This is a genomic window from bacterium, assembly GCA_021372535.1.
Classification (GTDB): domain Bacteria; phylum Latescibacterota; class Latescibacteria; order Latescibacterales; family Latescibacteraceae; genus JAFGMP01.
Genome location: JAJFUH010000075.1, coordinates 1 through 17,393 on the forward strand (window position 1 = coordinate 1; position 17,393 = coordinate 17,393).

Annotated in this window: 15 protein-coding genes and 1 riboswitch; of the genes, 4 read left to right on the forward strand and 11 right to left on the reverse strand. The window is 51.4% G+C overall.

From position 1 onward, the window contains the following. The coding region (locus LLG96_07570; GenBank protein ID MCE5250064.1) for a tetratricopeptide repeat protein at positions 1 to 1,221 on the reverse strand (1,221 nt) is incomplete at its 3' end. Between the two features lie 318 nt (positions 1,222 to 1,539). On the opposite strand from LLG96_07570, the gene LLG96_07575 reads away from it, so the two are divergent. Continuing rightward, positions 1,540 to 2,253: a DNA alkylation repair protein gene (locus tag LLG96_07575; protein MCE5250065.1), complete on the forward strand. Its 714-nt coding sequence runs from the start codon at positions 1,540 to 1,542 to the stop codon at positions 2,251 to 2,253. Between the two features lie 21 nt (positions 2,254 to 2,274). Next, on the forward strand, positions 2,275 to 3,570 hold the full coding sequence (locus LLG96_07580) for a nucleoside transporter (protein MCE5250066.1): 1,296 nt from the start codon (positions 2,275 to 2,277) through the stop codon (positions 3,568 to 3,570). A gap of 84 nt (positions 3,571 to 3,654) precedes the next feature. Here LLG96_07580 and LLG96_07585 read toward each other — a convergent pair whose 3' ends face one another. The 3 genes from LLG96_07585 to LLG96_07595 form a co-directional block, all read right to left on the reverse strand. Next, on the reverse strand, positions 3,655 to 4,446 hold the full coding sequence (locus tag LLG96_07585) for an SDR family oxidoreductase (protein ID MCE5250067.1): 792 nt from the start codon (positions 4,444 to 4,446) through the stop codon (positions 3,655 to 3,657). A gap of 121 nt (positions 4,447 to 4,567) precedes the next feature. Beyond that, the gene (locus tag LLG96_07590) at positions 4,568 to 5,419 is read right to left on the reverse strand and encodes a tetratricopeptide repeat protein (GenBank protein ID MCE5250068.1); all 852 of its coding nucleotides are present in this window, start codon (positions 5,417 to 5,419) and stop codon (positions 4,568 to 4,570) included. 297 nt (positions 5,420 to 5,716) lie between these two features. After that, positions 5,717 to 6,538 carry a cytidylate kinase-like family protein gene (locus LLG96_07595; GenBank protein MCE5250069.1) on the reverse strand — a complete coding sequence of 274 codons (822 nt, stop codon included), beginning with the start codon at positions 6,536 to 6,538 and terminating at the stop codon, positions 5,717 to 5,719. A 325-nt stretch (positions 6,539 to 6,863) separates the two neighbouring features. Here LLG96_07595 and LLG96_07600 point away from each other — a divergent pair, with 325 nt between their 5' ends. Continuing rightward, the gene (locus LLG96_07600; protein MCE5250070.1) at positions 6,864 to 7,922 is read left to right on the forward strand and encodes a M42 family metallopeptidase; all 1,059 of its coding nucleotides are present in this window, start codon (positions 6,864 to 6,866) and stop codon (positions 7,920 to 7,922) included. An 88-nt stretch (positions 7,923 to 8,010) separates the two neighbouring features. Next, a complete protein-coding gene (deoC, locus tag LLG96_07605; GenBank protein MCE5250071.1) occupies positions 8,011 to 8,706 on the forward strand; it encodes a deoxyribose-phosphate aldolase in 696 nt (231 codons plus the stop codon). A gap of 94 nt (positions 8,707 to 8,800) precedes the next feature. Here deoC and cobO read toward each other — a convergent pair whose 3' ends face one another. The 7 genes from cobO to LLG96_07640 all read right to left on the reverse strand — a co-directional run bounded on the left by cobO (position 8,801) and on the right by LLG96_07640 (position 17,354). After that, positions 8,801 to 9,316 (reverse strand): cob(I)yrinic acid a,c-diamide adenosyltransferase, encoded by a 516-nt coding sequence (gene cobO / locus LLG96_07610; protein ID MCE5250072.1) that lies wholly within the window; start codon positions 9,314 to 9,316, stop codon positions 8,801 to 8,803. 224 nt (positions 9,317 to 9,540) lie between these two features. Beyond that, on the reverse strand, positions 9,541 to 10,545 hold the full coding sequence (locus LLG96_07615; protein ID MCE5250073.1) for an iron ABC transporter permease: 1,005 nt from the start codon (positions 10,543 to 10,545) through the stop codon (positions 9,541 to 9,543). Beyond that, positions 10,542 to 11,345, reverse strand: a complete 804-nt coding sequence (locus tag LLG96_07620) for an ABC transporter ATP-binding protein (protein MCE5250074.1) — start codon at positions 11,343 to 11,345, stop codon at positions 10,542 to 10,544. Before LLG96_07620 ends, LLG96_07615 begins: the two co-directional genes overlap by 4 nt. Continuing rightward, positions 11,330 to 12,256, reverse strand: a complete 927-nt coding sequence (locus LLG96_07625) for a helical backbone metal receptor (GenBank protein ID MCE5250075.1) — start codon at positions 12,254 to 12,256, stop codon at positions 11,330 to 11,332. The genes LLG96_07620 and LLG96_07625 overlap by 16 nt, the downstream gene beginning before the upstream one ends. A 58-nt stretch (positions 12,257 to 12,314) precedes the next feature. After that, positions 12,315 to 13,691 (reverse strand): T9SS type A sorting domain-containing protein, encoded by a 1,377-nt coding sequence (locus LLG96_07630; GenBank protein MCE5250076.1) that lies wholly within the window; start codon positions 13,689 to 13,691, stop codon positions 12,315 to 12,317. Between the two features lie 246 nt (positions 13,692 to 13,937). Continuing rightward, positions 13,938 to 16,208, reverse strand: coding sequence for a TonB-dependent receptor (locus LLG96_07635; protein MCE5250077.1), 2,271 nt, complete (start codon positions 16,206 to 16,208; stop codon positions 13,938 to 13,940). Between the two features lie 104 nt (positions 16,209 to 16,312). Continuing rightward, a riboswitch (cobalamin riboswitch) is annotated at positions 16,313 to 16,487 on the reverse strand. 87 nt (positions 16,488 to 16,574) lie between these two features. Continuing rightward, a complete protein-coding gene (locus LLG96_07640; protein MCE5250078.1) occupies positions 16,575 to 17,354 on the reverse strand; it encodes a DUF4382 domain-containing protein in 780 nt (259 codons plus the stop codon). Positions 17,355 to 17,393 lie beyond the last annotated feature (39 nt).

Sequence of the window (17,393 nt, forward strand, 5' to 3'; positions counted from 1 at the left end):
TTTGATGTCGCTCTGAGGGTATCTGGTGATAAGACGCTGAAACGATTCGGCCGCTTCCTTGAACTTGCTGCCATCATAGGCAATCATGCCCGTCTCATAGAGCGCCTTGTCTGCATAACGGCTCTCGGGGTATTTATCCGCGAGTGTTGTGTACGCTTCAACTGCGCCGGGACTGTCTCCGGCAAGTTTTCTCGTGAGAGCAAGCCTGAACCACGCCGAATCGATATTTTCGGCATTCGGGTACGTTTTGATGACCTTGAGAAAGACCTCCGCTGCCTTGTCGTAACGCTTTTCCTGATAGAAGGTCCATCCGACAGCCTCCATTGCATCGGAAGCGATGCTCTCATCGGGAAATTCCTCGTAGACTATCTGGTAGTTTTTACGGGCAAGCGCATACCGCTGAAGCTGAAAGTTGGCCTCGCCGAGGAGATAATAACCCTTCACGACCATCTTGCGGTCGTTCACCACGTTGATAACATCGTTCATCATCGTGATGGCATTGTCGTAATCGCCGATCTTGAAATAGGATTCGCCCATCTTGAACCGGCAGATATTCTTGAGCGTGCTCTCAGGATACAGCTTGAAAACCTTGCCGAATGCATCGACAGCGCTTTTATAGTCACCGAGATTCTGGTAAGTTACACCGAGACTGTACCACGCCCAGTCCGCCACATCGCTCTTGGGAAATTTTGTTGCCAGCGCAAGGTACGTTTCGGCGGCCTTGCTGTAGTTTTTCATATTGTAATAGGCATCGCCGACATTGTACATCGCTTCGGCGACGTTGACACTCGACGGATACTGTTTCAGGAGACGTTCAAGAGTCGAGGTGACCTTCTCGTACTGTTTCATCTGGAAATAAACCCGTCCCTGAAGAAACAGCACCTTGTCCATAATATCAGTCGAGGGATTTTCCTTCTGGATACGGGTAGTCAACTGGAGTGTTTTTGTATAATCTTTCTTGTAAAAATAAGACCCTGCTATGAGAAAGCGGGCATTCACGACAAGCTTCGAATCGGGGTAGGTGTCAGTGAACCGTTCGAGTTCCTTTATCGCCATATCATACATGCCTTCGGCATACAGACCCGCGGCATATTTATAGTCCCTGTTTTCCTTAGTGTTGGCGGCAGCCTGAGCATTGAGAGGAGCGGCCGGCTGAAAAAACACTGTCAGCATAAAAACAAAAACTATCGCAGGAATACACTTTGTGCTATATTTTTTCATGATACCCGCCAGTTCTTTTTTTAAAAACCATTTACATAAAAACATAAAATATAGCCCACTCAAAGTCAATGTTTTTAAAATAAAATAACACAGAAAATAAAAGCGAACGGCAGCGAAGTGGAATATTAAAAAACAGCAATCCATCATCATATGTCCGATTCGTATATGTATATCTGACGATTGAAACCGCCCGAACGTTTATTATGTAGTTGGATAGATTTACACTTTTTTTATGGATTTTTAGTGAACAGACTTATCAACGCAGCAGTTTTAGCAAACGCACATCCGGATGTACCCGGATTTATCAGGGATGAGCCCATGGAATTCAACGATATTATTTCCCGTTTCGAGGCCCTCGAAAAACCCGAAGCGGTCAAGGGCATAGCCGCGTACGGCATCACCGAGGAAAAAATCTACGGAATCCCGATTCCGACCCTCAGGTCTCTGGCGAAAGAGGCGGGAAAACCCGACCACGGGCTCGCTCTCCGGCTGTGGGAGCATGGAAGCCGTGAATCCCGTATTCTCGCAGCCATGATCGATAACTACAGGGAGGTCACCGAAGCGCAGGCGGAAACATGGGTGCGGGACTTCTCCTCATGGGAAGTGTGCGACCAGTGTATCCTGAATCTCTTCAAAAAAACACCGTTCGCATGGGATAAAGCGGTTGAATGGAGTTCGCGGAATGAAGAATTCGTGAAACGGGCAGGGTTTGCACTCATGGCAATTCTCGCGGTAGGCGACAAAAAAGCCAGCGACAGTCAGTTCGAACATTTTTTCCCTATTATCGCACGGGAGGCCACGGACGAGCGAAACTTTGTCAAAAAAGCGGTTAACTGGGCGCTCCGCCAGATCGGCAAACGGAACAGTCACCTCAACAAAAAAGCCCTCGAAACCGCATACAGGATATGCGAGATCGATTCGAAGAGCGCACGATGGATAGCCCGTGACGCCATCAGAGAACTCGAAAGCGAAGCGGTTCGCAAAAGGCTGAAATTGCCATGGAAACGAAACAGGATTGATATACCATTATAGAATATTCCATAGGAGTATTTCATGTCACCATACAATTTCATATCATTCGGCGGCATATTCGTCCTGATGATCATTGCATGGCTGTTCTCTTCCGACCGGAGGATCGTGAACTGGCGGCTCATCATTTGGGGCGTCTCCATCCAGTTCGTATTTGCCTTCGTCATCTTCATATTTCCCCCGGGAATAAAGCTCTTTCTCTGGCTTAACGCGCTTGTGGTGAAGGTCATGGGATCGGCAATGGCCGGGGCAGAGTTCGTTTTCGGACCTCTTGCCTTATCGCCGGGTAAAGAGGGCTCGCCCGGATTCATACTTGCGTTCCAGGGACTTCCGACTATCATCTTTTTTTCCGCGGTGATGTCTATACTGTATTATTTCGGAATCATGCAGAAGATCATACAGTTTTTCGCCCGACTCTTTACCGTTCTCATGAGGGTATCGGGGGCAGAATCACTCTGCACCGCATCGAATATATTTGTCGGGGTCGAGTCGACCCTCACCATCAAACCTCATCTTGAAACCATGACCCGCTCGGAGCTGACCACCATACTCACCGCGGGTATGGCCACAGTCGCATCGAATGTGCTTGCGGTGTATGTTTACAGCCTCAGAGAACAGTTTCCCACGATTGCGGCGCATCTTATCTCTGCATCGTTTCTGTCCGCCCCTGCGGCGCTCATCATGTCAAAGCTCATCATGCCGGAAACGGAAACACCAAAAACTCTCGGTACACATGTGGAAATCGATTACCGTCGCGAGAGTAATGTTTTTGAAGCGATCATCAGCGGAGCAAACTCGGGTGTCAGGCTCATCGTGGGAATTGTCGCCCTCCTGATCGCGGTGCTCGGGCTCGTTGCTCTTGCCGATCTTGTGTTCATTGGTATCGGCGATAAAATCAATGCTCTGTCCGGAATCGGCATTGACTGGTCGATCAAGGGGCTTCTGGGATATGCCTTCTATCCTGTCACCCTCATGCTCGGCATACCGCGGGCGGACGCGGGGGTGATTGCCCGGATTATCGGCGAACGTACCATCGTCACCGAGCTGACTGCATACCAGGACCTCGCAAAGGTCATGGCAGGGGGACTTCTCAGCGAGACGCGATCGGCGGTTATCTGCTCCTATGCTCTCTGCGGATTTGCCCATATCGCATCGGTTGCCATCTTTATCGGGGGCATATCGGCAATCGCTCCCAGAACAACCAATGCCCTGAGCCGTGTCGGGATAAAAGCTCTTATAGCCGCAACGCTCGCATGCCTCATGACAGCCTGTATCGCCGGGACATTCTATACCGAGGGATCGGTGCTGTTTCGTGGATGAGACGAGAGAAAGGGATAAAGAGGCAAAGGGACAGAGGGTAAAAGAACTGTCGATAACAGTGGAATTGACACCAATACCTGTTTCTCACATGAGCCCGCCAAAAGCGCCGCCGTCCACGGAGATGGTCGTACCGGTCATGTAGGATGCCCTCTCGCTGGCGAGAAAGACGACGAGCGCGGCAAGCTCCTCCGGTCTTCCGAGACGTTTCATGGGAATTGCCGACTCATGCTGAATTCGTGCTTCTTCGAGAGTAATACCCTGCTTTTTCGCGCGGTTGTCGAGGATGGACTGTATACGCTCGGTGTTGAAGCTGCCCGTCGCGATGGTGTTGATGAGAATCCCCTTGTCGGCGACCTCGCGTGAGAGCGTTTTCGCCATCCCCACGACTGCGCTCCTCAGAGCGTTCGAGAGCAAAAGCCCCGCTATCGGTTCCTTGACCGCGCTCGAAGCGAGATTGATAATCCTTCCCCATCCTTTCGGGATCATGACAGGGAGCACAGCCCGTATCATACGAACCGCACTCATGAGCGTAAGATGAAACGCCGCCTCCCATGCCGCATCGTCAAGCTCGTCGAACATTCCCGGAGGAGGTCCGCCGGCGTTGTTGATGAGGATGTCGACGCCTCCGAATTTTGTTGTGGCTTCCCTGACCAGTTTTTCCGGTGAATCGGCAAGGCTTATGTCACAGGCAACCGGGACTACATCCGTCCCGAAGGTTTCCGAAATCGAGCGCGCCGTATCGAATATCCGGTCGAAATTCCGTGAGCAGAGCACCATGCGCACACCTTCGCCCGCAAACGCCTCGGCGCATGCTCTGCCGAGTCCCTGTGATGCTCCGCATACGATAGCGGTTTTCCCTTTGATTCCAAGATTCACTGTCATCTCCCTGTTACGTTCGGTATAAGCGGGTCAGATTATCGGGAAATATGTAATCATATCGTTAAAAAGACAGAATTCATACGGTAAACACATACCAGACCCAAATCCCGTTAAGAATCTATCGATGCGATGCTGTCTTGAGTGCTTCAGCGGCGCGAACGCACCGGGGATTAATTTCGAGTGCTTTTCTGAAATGCTCCAGCGCCTGTTCCCGGTCACCACGTTTCATAAGCTCCGATCCGAGGTCGCACTGAACCGATGCGTTGTCCGGATCGATTCCGAGCGTTTTGGATAGCTCTGCAATCGCACCATCAATGTCGCCGTCCATCGAGAGTGTACAGGCGATCTCACGGTGGGTTTCGATATCCACGGAGTCAATATCGAGAGCCTTCTTGAATTGTTCCATTGCCGCTTTACGGTCGCCATTTTCCCTGAGAGCCATTCCCATGATCCGGCAGGCATCGCTCCGAGCGGGATCGACGGCAAGGGCGCGTCTGCAATACCCTGCAGCGCCATCATAATCGCCAAGGTCATATCGTACGGAACCCAGCAGTACAAGCGATTCGCCATCCTGCGGTAACACCCTGAGCGCCCGTTCGTAGTTTTCGGAGGCGCCGGTGTAGTCCTTTTTCTCCTGGAGAAGTTTCCCCGCATAAATAAGGGCATCCACATCATCGGGCTTAATGGCAAGGGCGCGCTCATAACTTGCCAGTGCGCCGTCGCTGTCGCCGAGATACCTGAGACAATGGCCAAGCAGATAGTGCCCGTTGAAATCGTTCGGAGCGATATCGAGAAACTTTCTAAAGCCTTGCGCCGCGTTCTCGTAATTTCCCTGTATATACTGATCCATGGCGCCTTCGAAGATCGCCTCGCCCATATACCGTGACTGAGCGGCTGAACAATACGGAATCGCCAGCACAACTGCGAGCGATAGTACGAACTTTTTACATATCCTGAGGGCAAAGTACATACAATACAATTCCTTATATTATGTATCGGACATGCATCACCGGATCATTTTTCTGTATGAAAATAACAGTATTCTAACGCTTCTCATCTGTTTACGATACAGGAAGTTTAAAAAAATATTCCGCCGGATCAATTATATCGGAAAGGAACGGATAGAAGAATAAATGCCGCCTGATTCGGTACCTTACAGAGTAACAGGATAACCGGTTCGTGTACATTCGCCGGAAATGTAAAACCGATCCGGTAAATAACCACTACATACCCGTCACCTCGACCATACGGTGACAGGCCGGAATCTTCAACGGCGGGGGCCTTTACGGCGGTCTTCCATGCGACGGTCCGGTTTATTGTATGACCTTATGGGACGGCCTTCGTGGAAAACGGCATTCTCCATGTCACGGAGTGTCCAGATATTCGTCGGATCACGGCGCTCACCTTTTCTCCGTCCTTTCAGGCGACGGTCGGGGCCGCGGCGTTCTCTGACTCCGGGGATAAAGTCATATGTTCTGCTGAACTGACGGGTGGCTTCAATAATGATGTACGCAGCCGCGTCGATACCGAGCTTAGAAGAATCGATAGTCATATGATATGCTTTCGAATCGTACCAGTCGCCATGAAAATACCGCTCGATGAAGTAAGCGCGCATACGGTCGGACTTTTTCATCATTTCACGGGCATCATCGGAAGAAATGCCATAAAGACCGCTGATACGCCCGATACGAAATTCATCGTCCGCAAATACGCGGACATGAAAAGCCCTGTCGAAGTCTTTCAGTATGTACTGCCCGCCGCGGCCTACGATAACCATTTTCCCCTCTTCGGCAAGACCGCTCACAACATCACTGCAGAACTCGATATATTTTTCAGGGTTGAGATGCTCTTTGTCTTCGGTCATGATTTTTCCGATACGGGGCGCAATAAAATTCTTGAGCCACTCAACAGCCCGTGAATGGTACTTTTCGTCAAAATTCTCCACTTCCTCGATGCTGACACCGGCCCGCTCGGCGACTCTGAGTATAAGACCGGAGTCCACAAGGTTATATTTTAATCCTTCGGCCACTTTTTGTGCAATTTCGTCACCGCCGGAACCGAGAAGCCTGGAGATAGTCACAACAGCCATAATGCCTCCCTTATTTTTACCCCGCCATTATACTCTGTTCCATATAAATAATGTAAAACAGGAATAAAGACAACATTTTTTCGGGATTACCCGGTTCTTTTTAAACAGGAATAATTTGCATAATCCAAGAAACCGCAGTTTTTGATACATAACGGTCAATCGGACAGAGAGAAAGACCGCGTTCCATTTCAAGTTTTGAATCAGCCCCGATAAAGCACTATGAGAGGCGTATTCCCCGAAATCCGTTGACAGTCCCCATCATTGTTTAGTATACTTGCCGTTATATTCCTGAAAAATGCAATCATTTTTACAGAAAGGTACTCCCGTGAGAAAGAAATCGCTCGATTTTCTAAAACATATCCTGTCAAGCCCGAGTCCTTCCGGCTATGAACAGCCTGTCCAGCAGCTCTGGCGCGACTATACAAAGCTGTTCGCCGATGTCCGCACCGACAGCCATGGCAACACGATCGGGGTGCTCAATCCGAAAGGTACCCCGCGAGTCATGTTTGCCGGTCACTGCGACGAAATCGGATTCCTTATCCGGTACATCGACGATAAAGGTTTCCTCTATTTCGGACCTATCGGCGGTTTCGATGAATCCATTATCCCGGGACGCCGCGTGATGATACACACCTCGAAAGGCCCCGTTCCCGGCGTCATCGGTAAATCACCCATTCATCTCATGAAACCGGACGACCGTAAAAAAGCGTCCGAAATCAACGATCTCTGGATTGACATCGGCGCAAAAAACAAAAAAGCGGCAGCAGGGCTCGTTTCCATCGGCGATCCTGTCACCTATCTCGATGATTACCTCGAATTGAAAACGGGACTCGCCGTTGCCCGGGCCTTCGATAACCGTATCGGCTCGTTTATCGTCGCCGAGATTCTCCGGGTGTTGTCGGAGTCGAAAACGCTTAAAGCCGCAGTGCACAGCGTATCGACCGTGCAGGAAGAAATCGGTCTCAGAGGCGCCCATACGAGTGCATACGGTGTCGATCCCCAGATCGGCATCGCCACTGATGTGACATTCGCGACCGACCAGCCGGGAGTCGATCCGAAGCATGTCGGCGATATCAAGCTTGGCGGAGGCCCCGTCATCGCCCGCGGCCCCAATATCAATCCCCGGGTCTTCGACCTGCTCGTCGAAACGGCGAAAAAGAAGAAAATTCCGTACCAGATAGAGGGTATCTCACGGGCGACAGGCACCGACGCCAATGCCATACAGCTGACAAGAGCCGGTGTCGCAGCCGGGCTCGTCTCCGTGCCGCTGCGTTACATGCATACGCCGGTTGAGACTCTCGATCCGGGGGATGTTGAAAACACGGTGAAACTCATGGCATTTTTCGCGGAGGCTCTGACCCCCGATATGAGTTTCATCCCATAATCATGACTATATAACCGTCTTTACTGCTTCTCCTGGGCAAAAAAACCTTGCTCAGCGGATGAAATGCAACATTGTGGAGAAATTAATTATGTTCGGAATTACAGACGAGGAAATCCGGAAGCTCGTTTCGGTAATCGATTATTCCGATGCGCTCACCATAACCGCCGGGGAAACCGAAGCCCGAGCCGCCTGCGATGCGGCAAAACGTTACCGGTTCCGGGCTGTCGTGGCTTTTCCCCAGTATCTCGGGATTCTGGTCGACAGTTTAAACGGATCGGGTGTCCGGGCACAGATTCCCGTAGGATTTCCCTGCGGAGGAACGACAACGCGAACAAAATGCTTCGAGGCAGAGGAAGGCCTGAAACGCGGCGCAACCGATCTCGACATGGTCATGAATATATCCGCCTTCAAACAGGGCGAATATGGCCGGGTATCGCAGGATATCGCAGAGGTCATGAAAGTGGCCAGGCCATTCGGTGTGCCCTTTAAAGTGATCATCGAAATCGGCGCTTTGACCGAGAAGGAAAAGGTTACCGCTTCAAAGCTTGTTCTGGATTCGGGCGCAGATTTCATCAAAACGTGCACGGGATTCGGCCCGGGACGGGTCACCTTGCACGACATCGGCCTGATACGGGAGACTGTCGGCGGCAAAATGGGTATCAAGGCATCGGGCGGGGTAGCTTCTATCGAGGATGGTGTCGCAATCATGCGCGCCGGCGCCACGGTGGTCGCCATGCGCAGATTCCTCGTCGACCAGCTCGAAGCGCTCGGATGGGAAAAGTAACCGCTGAACGTTTCATGAACGTCACTCAACGTGATATCAGTGGTTTTTTCCTGCCGTGACATCCTGCTTTCGAAGGGGAACCATTTGAAAACGGCTATAACTCGATTCCCCTACGAGCCTTTACGCCCCGGCTGTAATAGTGTTTTACCATGCGCATCTCGGTGACGAGGTCTGCCCTCTCGATCACCCGTGGGTCGGCGTCCCTTCCGGTAATAACCAGCTCCACTTGGCCGGGTTTCGCATTCATGACATCGAGGAGATCGTCCGCGGAAAACAGCCCGAGATGAACAGCAACATTCGCCTCGTCCAGAATCACCAGATCGTAATCGCCTGACACAAGAATATCCCGAGCTTCCCCGAGCCCTTCGGCGGCGCGATGTATATCTTCGCTTCCCGGCGCTTCGGTAATGAAACGACCGCTGCCATACCGGCGGACTGCAACTGAGTCGCCCAAGCGGTCAAGCGCCCGGTTTTCACCGCATTCCCTGCCCTTCCCGAACTGTGCGACGAACACCTTCAACCCTGCACCGGCCGCCCTGAGGGCAAGCCCGAGCGCTGCTGTGGTTTTCCCCTTGCCGTCGCCGGTATATACCTGAATGTATCCTTTCATAGACTATTATCTCCATACAATAACATCAGTCAGAGTTTCTATACAAATATTTCACCACAAAGACACAAAGACACGAAAAGACATAATCGATTATTTATACTATATTTAGTAGTTAATTAACATTGACACATATCCATAAAAAAAACAACTCAGCGAAAAACAGCCATCAATTACAATTTTATAAACAGATCGGATTATGAACGTTCGGCCATCGATGACATCGGTCAGGTTCGGCTGACAAAACTGTGCTCGGAGGAACCCCCGAGGAGCAGCCAGAGGAAAAAAGGCCCGCCGAGGAGGGCGGTTATAACCCCGACCGGGATTTCAGCCGGAGCGATAATGGTTCGCGCAATGGTATCGCAGACCGCAAGGAGCATCCCGCCGAACATGAAAGTGGCCGGAGCCAGGTACCGGTGATCGGGGCCGATGAATATACGGCAGATATGGGGAGTCATCATCCCCACGAAACCTATCGGGCCGCACACCGAAACCACGCCGCCGACCATGAGCGATGTAGCGAAAAAGAGGGCGGTTTTGACTCTTTTCACATCAACGCCGCGGCTTTTCGCCATATCGTCACCCGTTGTTATCAGATTCAATTCCTTCGTCAGCATGAAAACGAACATGCTTCCGGTGAGGAGGAACGGTCCGATGTTCATTGCGGCACTGTATCCGACGATCTCGAATCCGCCCATAAGCCAGCGGATTATCCGGTACGAACCGGCAAAATCACTCATATACTGGGCAAACATGATAAGGCTCGAAAAAAAGAAACTCACGGCGACTCCGGCAAGAAGCATCGTCGATGTTGAAAAGCCTCTGCGCGCCTGTGTCAGTCCGTACACGATGAAAATCGATACGAGCGCGCCGAGGAAGGAATAAATCGACTGCCCTGAAATCCCGGCCAGTGAGAACGGTATCCCCGCTATCACATACACCGAAGCGCCAAAAGCCGCGCCGCTCGACACACCGAGCGTGAAGGGTGTCGCAAGGGGATTACGGAACAGCGCCTGAAAAGCCATGCCGCTCAGTGCAAGCGCAGCCCCCGCACAAAAAGCGGTCAGTACCCGGGGCACCCTGATCTTCCAGAATATATCGGTATATATATCACCGCCCCCATGAGTCAAAACAGCCACAGGCGAAAGATTTTTCATGCCGATAAACGGAGCGAGCGCAGTCAAGGCAACCGCGCAGGCGAAAAGCAGAAACAGAACGGTGATTTTTTTCATGGCTTCTGCACCTCGGGAACAACAATCCGCTGCCCGGTGACCGGATGACAGACAAACGTGAACGGCCGTTCGTAGATATGTTCAAGAATCTCGTTGGTCATGATTTCCTCGGCTTTCCCGCAAAAAACCACCGTCCCGTTTTTGACGATAACGATTCTGTCGCTTCTGAGCGCTGCGTTATTGATATCATGGGTGACAGTGATGATGGTGGTTCCGAATTCACGTTTTATGGTATCGAGAATCGTATAAATATCGGTTTCGTGTTTCGGGTCCAGAAAAGTCGTCGGCTCGTCGAGGAGAAGAATCCGGGTGCTCTGCGCAAGAGCAGCGGCGATATAGACGGTCTGCCGCTCTCCGCCGCTCAGGGTGTTGAGACCGCGCCCGGCAAGATTCGCAGTACCGGTCAGAACAAGCGCGTTCCGCACTGCTTCCCTGTCCTTGCCGGAAAAGGAGGTAAACGGGCTGAGATGAGGATACCGCCCCATGAGCACAAACTCCTCGACAGTAAAGGACAGACCGCTTCCGTTACCCTGCGGAACATAACTCATGACCCGGGCGAGTTCCCTCTGGCTGTAGCGTTCGAGGGACTTCCCCCGGAGGGTAATCGTCCCGGTACCGCCGGTATAGATTCGCATCAGGCACTTGAGGAGCGTTGTTTTTCCCGCTCCGTTCGGGCCGATGACCGACAGATATTCATCCTCGTAAACGGAAAAGGAGACGGAATCCAGAATCCGCAACGCACCGATGGAAAACGTATAATTTTCAATCGTTATGAGGGGATTTTTCACCGGGTTTCCCATGGCGCTTCCTTATGGATGATGCGGGCCAGATCCTCAAGCAGCATGATAAAACGCGGCCCCGGTATCACGGTGTAATCGGAATCTATCACACTGATACGGTGGTTTTTTACCGCTTCGAGCCCGGGAACACCTTCCCAGTCTTTTATCGCGGCAGCCTCATTAATATCCATCGTACCGAAACCGGGGAGAAGGTCTACGATAATGTCAGGATCGAGCATCAGTATTCCCTCGCCGGACAGAGAGGGATAGGCAACATCATGCCCCTCGTAGGCGTTGATGCCGCCGGCGTATGTTATCAGCTCATCGTAAAACGTATTGTGCCCGGCGACGAATACCTCGCTCAGTGAACCCGAACCAACCGTCCGGCCGACCGATATCAGGACTCTCGGCCTCTGTAACCCATCCGTCTTTTTCTTTATCACACCGATTCTGCCGTTGATGTCCGAGACAATCTCCCGGGCCTTGTCCTCCATCCCGCATGTTTTTCCGATCGTCATAATCGCATCCAGAATATCCGCTGTTTTTTCATTGCGGACGGTTACATAGTGTATTCCCATGTCGCGGAGATAGTTTACCGCTTCCTCGTGGACTGTGAGCAGAAAAACGATATCCGGTCTGAGCGCGGCGATCGCCTCGTAATTCGGGTCGATATACCCGCCAATACGCGGTTTTTTACGGGCTTCGGGCGGATAATTGCAAAACCGCGTCACACCAACAACCTTGTCTCCGAGACCGAGCGCAAAGAGGGTTTCCGTAATCCCGGGCGAAAGGGAAATGATACGCGAACACGAACGGAGTCCCTCTCCTTCGGCGCCATCGGGCGGAGATACTCTTCCCGGCCGGTAATAACGGATACCGGCTGCACCGGCCAGGAGCAGTATCAGGAAACATAGTACCCAAATCCTTCTCACACCAGTCCCCTCTATAAAACCATTCATCCATTTTTTCAGACTGGACGGTTTTATGAGCTTATTTAATGAGCGTGGCTTTTACCGTTCGGGCAAAATTGCCGTCAGTTACCCGAATATAATACATCCCGGACGACAGGGAAACCGCATTCCAGCCTACCATATAAGTCCCCGCGCCCATGAACGTATCGGTGAGCGTATCCACCCGCTGCCCCGCACTGTTGAACACATCGATGCGGATCACGCCCGGCTCGGCAAGGGTAAAGGACACCGATGTCTGCGGGTTGAAGGGATTCGGATACGCCGCGCCGACTGTAAAGGTTTCGGGAGTGGAATCTGCGCCTGCCACATCAGTGGGCGTCTCTTTGCCTGTGTATACCATCGAGTAGGGCGGAAGCTCTGTAGGATAATAATCCAGTCTCGGCGGGTTTTCATCGGTGAACGGGCTCAGGACATACAGGCCGGGCTTTTCGGAATCGGTCGACCCGACATAGAGAAGCCCGCCCGACATGACCACTCCGCCGCCTGCGCCGGGAACCGGCAGTTTCTCGCCGAGCGTTCCGTCATTATAATTGAATTCACGTGCCACAGTATTCCAGCTTTCATCGAACAGTAGCACAAGCCCGTACCCGGCGGAAAAAGTCGCCACACCGGATATACTCCCCCCGGCATCGGCTTCGCTGACGAGCTTCTGCTGCGTAGCGGAGGGATTGGCAAGGTCGAGCTTCCATACTCCCTCGTCGGAAATACCATATGTCGTCCCGGCAAGATAGAGTGTGTCGCCCGTGAGCGAGCACGACTGCGGATTTTTTATTGCAAGCTCAATTCCCTGAACGCCTTCGGCGGCCGTATCCATATCGACTATGGAATCAGTCGCCGGATCGATCGCGAGAAGAACCGCGGTTCCGGCTGCATACTGGCTCATATCGTACCGCTGGAGAACGACATAGACCCTGCCCTTATAGACAAATCCCATACATGCCTCAGGTGAACCGTCCGCGTCCGCCCACGGAGAAATATCGATTTCCCCCTTTTTGAACGATGCTTCTGTTTTTGCGGCTGGATCGACAACCAATATCCTGTCAGTGCCATAGAGGAGCAGATACGCTTTCGATTCGAAAAATACTATGTCGCGCGGATTCGATTTCGCGCCCACGCTGTACTGGTAAATCCTGTCATTACCGGAAATGGAAGCCGGGTTGTACTTGCTTACTGCATCAGCTCCAAAGCCCTCAAGGATATAGAGATACGTGCCATCCGTCTTGACACGTGAATCCTGAAAAACCGGGAGAACATTATCGGAAAGAATTCCGGTTTCAGTCGAAAAAACGGCCGTATTCCCTGTCTGGTAATCCGAGGTTATCATGACAAGCGTTCCACCGGAGACGGCATGGACACAAAGCATAAGAATTATGGACATCAGGGATGCATACTTCATTGAAACTCTCCGAATTATAATAGTTATGTATTATGGAACAAGAACCATCGTTATTTCACGATGTAAAACCTGACCAATCCGATTTCCTTTACTCTTCCCTCCTTTTCAGGCGTTGAGAAAAACACCATGTACGTGGATACATGCTGTCAAGGGCCGGCACAAAGTGCCGATTTACATGACCTTGGCAGCAATAAAACAATACATTTCAGTATCGGGCGCGCGAAAAAGATATTTTTTTTCGCCCTCTTACAATGTCACGACAAAGGTCGCCATATACGAACGTCCGGGTTTAGGCATGCCCTGTGTATCGAATGTGTACACACCGGTAAGGTTTTTTACGATAACGGTGCAGGTATACCGCCCGTTTTTGAACGGTATCGACAGCCCTGCATCGTGGAGGGTTCTGCCGGGATACCGTTTATGAGGCTGGTTCGCCCTGTCAAGGTAGTAACTGCTCTTTCGGTCGATGGACCAGAACGGAACAAACCGTCCGAACAGGCATTCCACCCTGAAACCGCCATAATTCCCCGGACGGTCGGGCAGCTGCTTGTCACGGTAGTAGGCTCGTGTTTCCTTTGTGACCCTCGATTCCTGAAACGTCCAGTTCCCGGAACAGGTGAAACGGTTAATCAAGCTGCCGCTCCAGACGATTTCGGTTCCTTTTACGTACGAACCACCGACATTTTCGGGAGTGACAAACCCGGCGTCCGTGGTATACCACTGGATCAGATTCGTGAAATCATTCTCGAAATACGCGCATTCGATACTTCCTGAAAACGACGATCCGGCCTTACCGAATCTGAATACGCCGCCGGCATCCCGGCGAAGAATATGTTCAGGCTTGAGATTCGGATTCGAAAGGGTCGTTCCCCTGTCGCCGAACAGTTCATAAAATCCCGGGACTCGCGATATATCGCCATAATTTGCCTTTACGGACAATCCGCGCCATACCCTGAAATTGATACCGGTATGAGAATTGGTCACATGATTGAATTTCGACTTCGGCGTTATCCTGTTCTGTGGGGACGGCTGACCTTCATACGAGCTGAAATACCGGTCCCGCCTGAGACTGGCGGTAAATACGAGGCGTTCGCCGGGTATTCTGACCATAATATCGCTCACAAGGGCGTACTGCTCACGGTCGCAGGACAGCGGCAGGGTCTGCTGAAGCCTGTTTTCCGGCCTGTAGGATTCGTGTTTCGCTGTCGGAGTAAGATTGAACGCGGCAATATCGGACAGATGAACGGTAAACGGGAGTATAAAACTGTACGTATTTGTCTTGTAGACATTATCCTGGTATCCCCACCCGACGCTGCCGTTTTCATCGCTGTAATGTTCATAATTGTAAATATGATGAAAACTTGGTTTTACCTGCAGGTAATCCCGGAAAAGCGGTTTGACGGTCAGATTTGCCTGAAAAAGGTTCTTTGTCGTTTCGAGGGATGCATACGAATACCTGATGTTGTCGTTACCGGGAAGGTTTTTATGATTCGAGAGGACATGATCCGAGAATTCAAAGATTACACCGTCACATAGAATATGGCTGTACTTTGCAAGCAGGTTCGATGAGCGGAACTGATCGTTGAACCGCCGGGCTCTGTAGTCGTCCTCACTGTTGTACATGGTGCCGTTATCGCTCATGTATTTAAAATCGTTATCGGAAGATGCATAATCGAGAGTGACGAGAAACCGTGACCGTTCATGCGGAATACTGAAGACAGTATCGGCGGTGAATGTGTTGAAAGAGCCGTATCCCGCGGAAAATGTTTTCTGCGCCGTATGAGCAGACCGTGTTTTGATATTGATCACGCCGCCGACAGCATCGCCGCCGAACTGGACGGGCGCTCCGCTTCTCCAGACCTCCACGCTTTCGACATTGGTCAGCGGAAGCGTTCCCAGATTAACCGCTCCCCCGACAGCCTCATTGAGGAGCATGCCGTCGATATAGACCTGTACCTGATTCGAATACGAGCCCCTGAGGGATACTTCACTGTAATCGCCGAGTCCGCCCATACTGCTGATGCTTGCGCTCGGAGTCGCCCGTATGACATCGGCAACCGTCGTCGCCTTGTTCTCGAATTCGGACCGTTCGACAACAGTGACAAATGACGAGGCTTTTTCCGGCTCTGCGGGAACGGCTTTCTGTGTGCCCAGGACGACGATTTCATCGAGCCGGTATGCCTTTCCGGTCATCATGATGTTTAACGGTTCCGATGCATCACCGGGAACGGTTACGGTTTTTACAACATCATCGAATCCGGAATACGGCGCCGAAACCGAGAGCACATATTCGCCCCGCGGCACCGGGCGGATTTCGAACCGTCCGGCCGCATCGGTCGTATCGGCATACACCCCCGGCGAAAGTTTCACAACGGCCACAGGGACAGGAGTATTATCCGGACGGCGTACTGTTCCTGTAACCGCATGGAGAGAGTTTTGAGCCTGCGCACACGGATTTTCCGAAATAAAAGGAAGGTACACCGTCATGCAGATTATGATACTTACAAATTTTGTCATGTATTCGACATATCCCCGAAAAACAAAAAACCCGGTTTACATTTCTGTAAACCGGGTGCCGTTTTTCACCACGTATTTTCATGCTCCCCAATACCCGTGGGCAGGCAGCATCTCATAAACAGGGCCGGTCTTCTGACTTCCGGATCGTTCTACTCGCCGAGCCTTCCCATCATTTAAGACAGTGGCATACTTCGGCTTTCGTTCCCGGTTACAGCGGCGGGTCCGTAACGGATTTTCACCGTTTTCCCAATTGCTAATTCCCTGTATTGAAAATATAAGCATGTTCCTGGAATCAGGCAAGAAAAAAACTCCACCAGTAGAAAACCGGTGGAGTTTCTCATTCTGATGTGATAATCTGAAGCAGACTTATTTGAGAGTTATTTCACCAAGTTCAGTCGTTTTACCGATGGTAACCGCAACATCGGGTGTCGAAAAACCATTACCGAGTGTATCGGCTACCGCCACGGTAAATGAACCGGCGGGCATAAAACTCAGCAAAAAATCACCGTTAGTTTCGCTCACGAACGCGGAGTTGACAGTATCACTGCCCGCAATGGCATAAGCGACTGGAGAAGCCTGGTAATTTGTCACCCGCCCCTTTATCGCTCCCGACTGAGCCTTGGGAATAAGCCGCAGCCTTGGATTCAGCGTATATTCCTGTTTTTTGCCCTTTTCATGAATTGACCGTGCAACATCAAAATCCACAACAAGTTCGGTATCGATACCCGGTTCGATGTCAAACGCCGGACCGAGCTTCAGGCCGCTGCTCGCGCCGCTCGGAACGGCAAGGGGGTACGAATTATCGCTGATAATAACCTCGGCGCCGGTGATTATCAGCCTGATCTGGCTGTAATGACCCGCTTCCAGCTTCTTTTCGCCCAGAAGGGCGGTAATACCGCTGCTCAGTTTCAGCAGGTCAAATGTCTGCGGAGTGGTGCTGACAGTGATCCATTCATTCTCGTAATTTGCGGAGATTTCTGAAAAGGTGATGTTGACCTCCTGAAAAATCCCCGGAGAATCGGTTAAAAGCAGTTTCAGCGTACCGGTAGTCTCACCCGGAGATGTGGATTTGTCATTGTCGTCTCCGCAGCCTAAAACAAAAGCAAGTGATAGAGTACCTATCAAAAATAAAGTTATCAAACGCATCTCTTTACCTCCTATGAGTGGTTTCATTGAGCCATTCCT

Coding starts and splice junctions, on each gene's coding strand:
- LLG96_07575 (MCE5250065.1), top strand. CDS start 1,540: ATGGAATTCAACGATATTATTTCCCGTTTCGAGGCCCTCGAAAAACCC.
- LLG96_07580 (MCE5250066.1), top strand. CDS start 2,275: ATGTCACCATACAATTTCATATCATTCGGCGGCATATTCGTCCTGATG.
- LLG96_07590 (MCE5250068.1), bottom strand. CDS start 5,419: ATGTACTTTGCCCTCAGGATATGTAAAAAGTTCGTACTATCGCTCGCA.
- LLG96_07595 (MCE5250069.1), bottom strand. CDS start 6,538: ATGGCTGTTGTGACTATCTCCAGGCTTCTCGGTTCCGGCGGTGACGAA.
- deoC (MCE5250071.1), top strand. CDS start 8,011: ATGTTCGGAATTACAGACGAGGAAATCCGGAAGCTCGTTTCGGTAATC.
- cobO (MCE5250072.1), bottom strand. CDS start 9,316: ATGAAAGGATACATTCAGGTATATACCGGCGACGGCAAGGGGAAAACC.
- LLG96_07615 (MCE5250073.1), bottom strand. CDS start 10,545: ATGAAAAAAATCACCGTTCTGTTTCTGCTTTTCGCCTGCGCGGTTGCC.
- LLG96_07620 (MCE5250074.1), bottom strand. CDS start 11,345: ATGGGAAACCCGGTGAAAAATCCCCTCATAACGATTGAAAATTATACG.
- LLG96_07630 (MCE5250076.1), bottom strand. CDS start 13,691: ATGAAGTATGCATCCCTGATGTCCATAATTCTTATGCTTTGTGTCCAT.
- LLG96_07635 (MCE5250077.1), bottom strand. CDS start 16,208: ATGACAAAATTTGTAAGTATCATAATCTGCATGACGGTGTACCTTCCT.
- LLG96_07640 (MCE5250078.1), bottom strand. CDS start 17,354: ATGCGTTTGATAACTTTATTTTTGATAGGTACTCTATCACTTGCTTTT.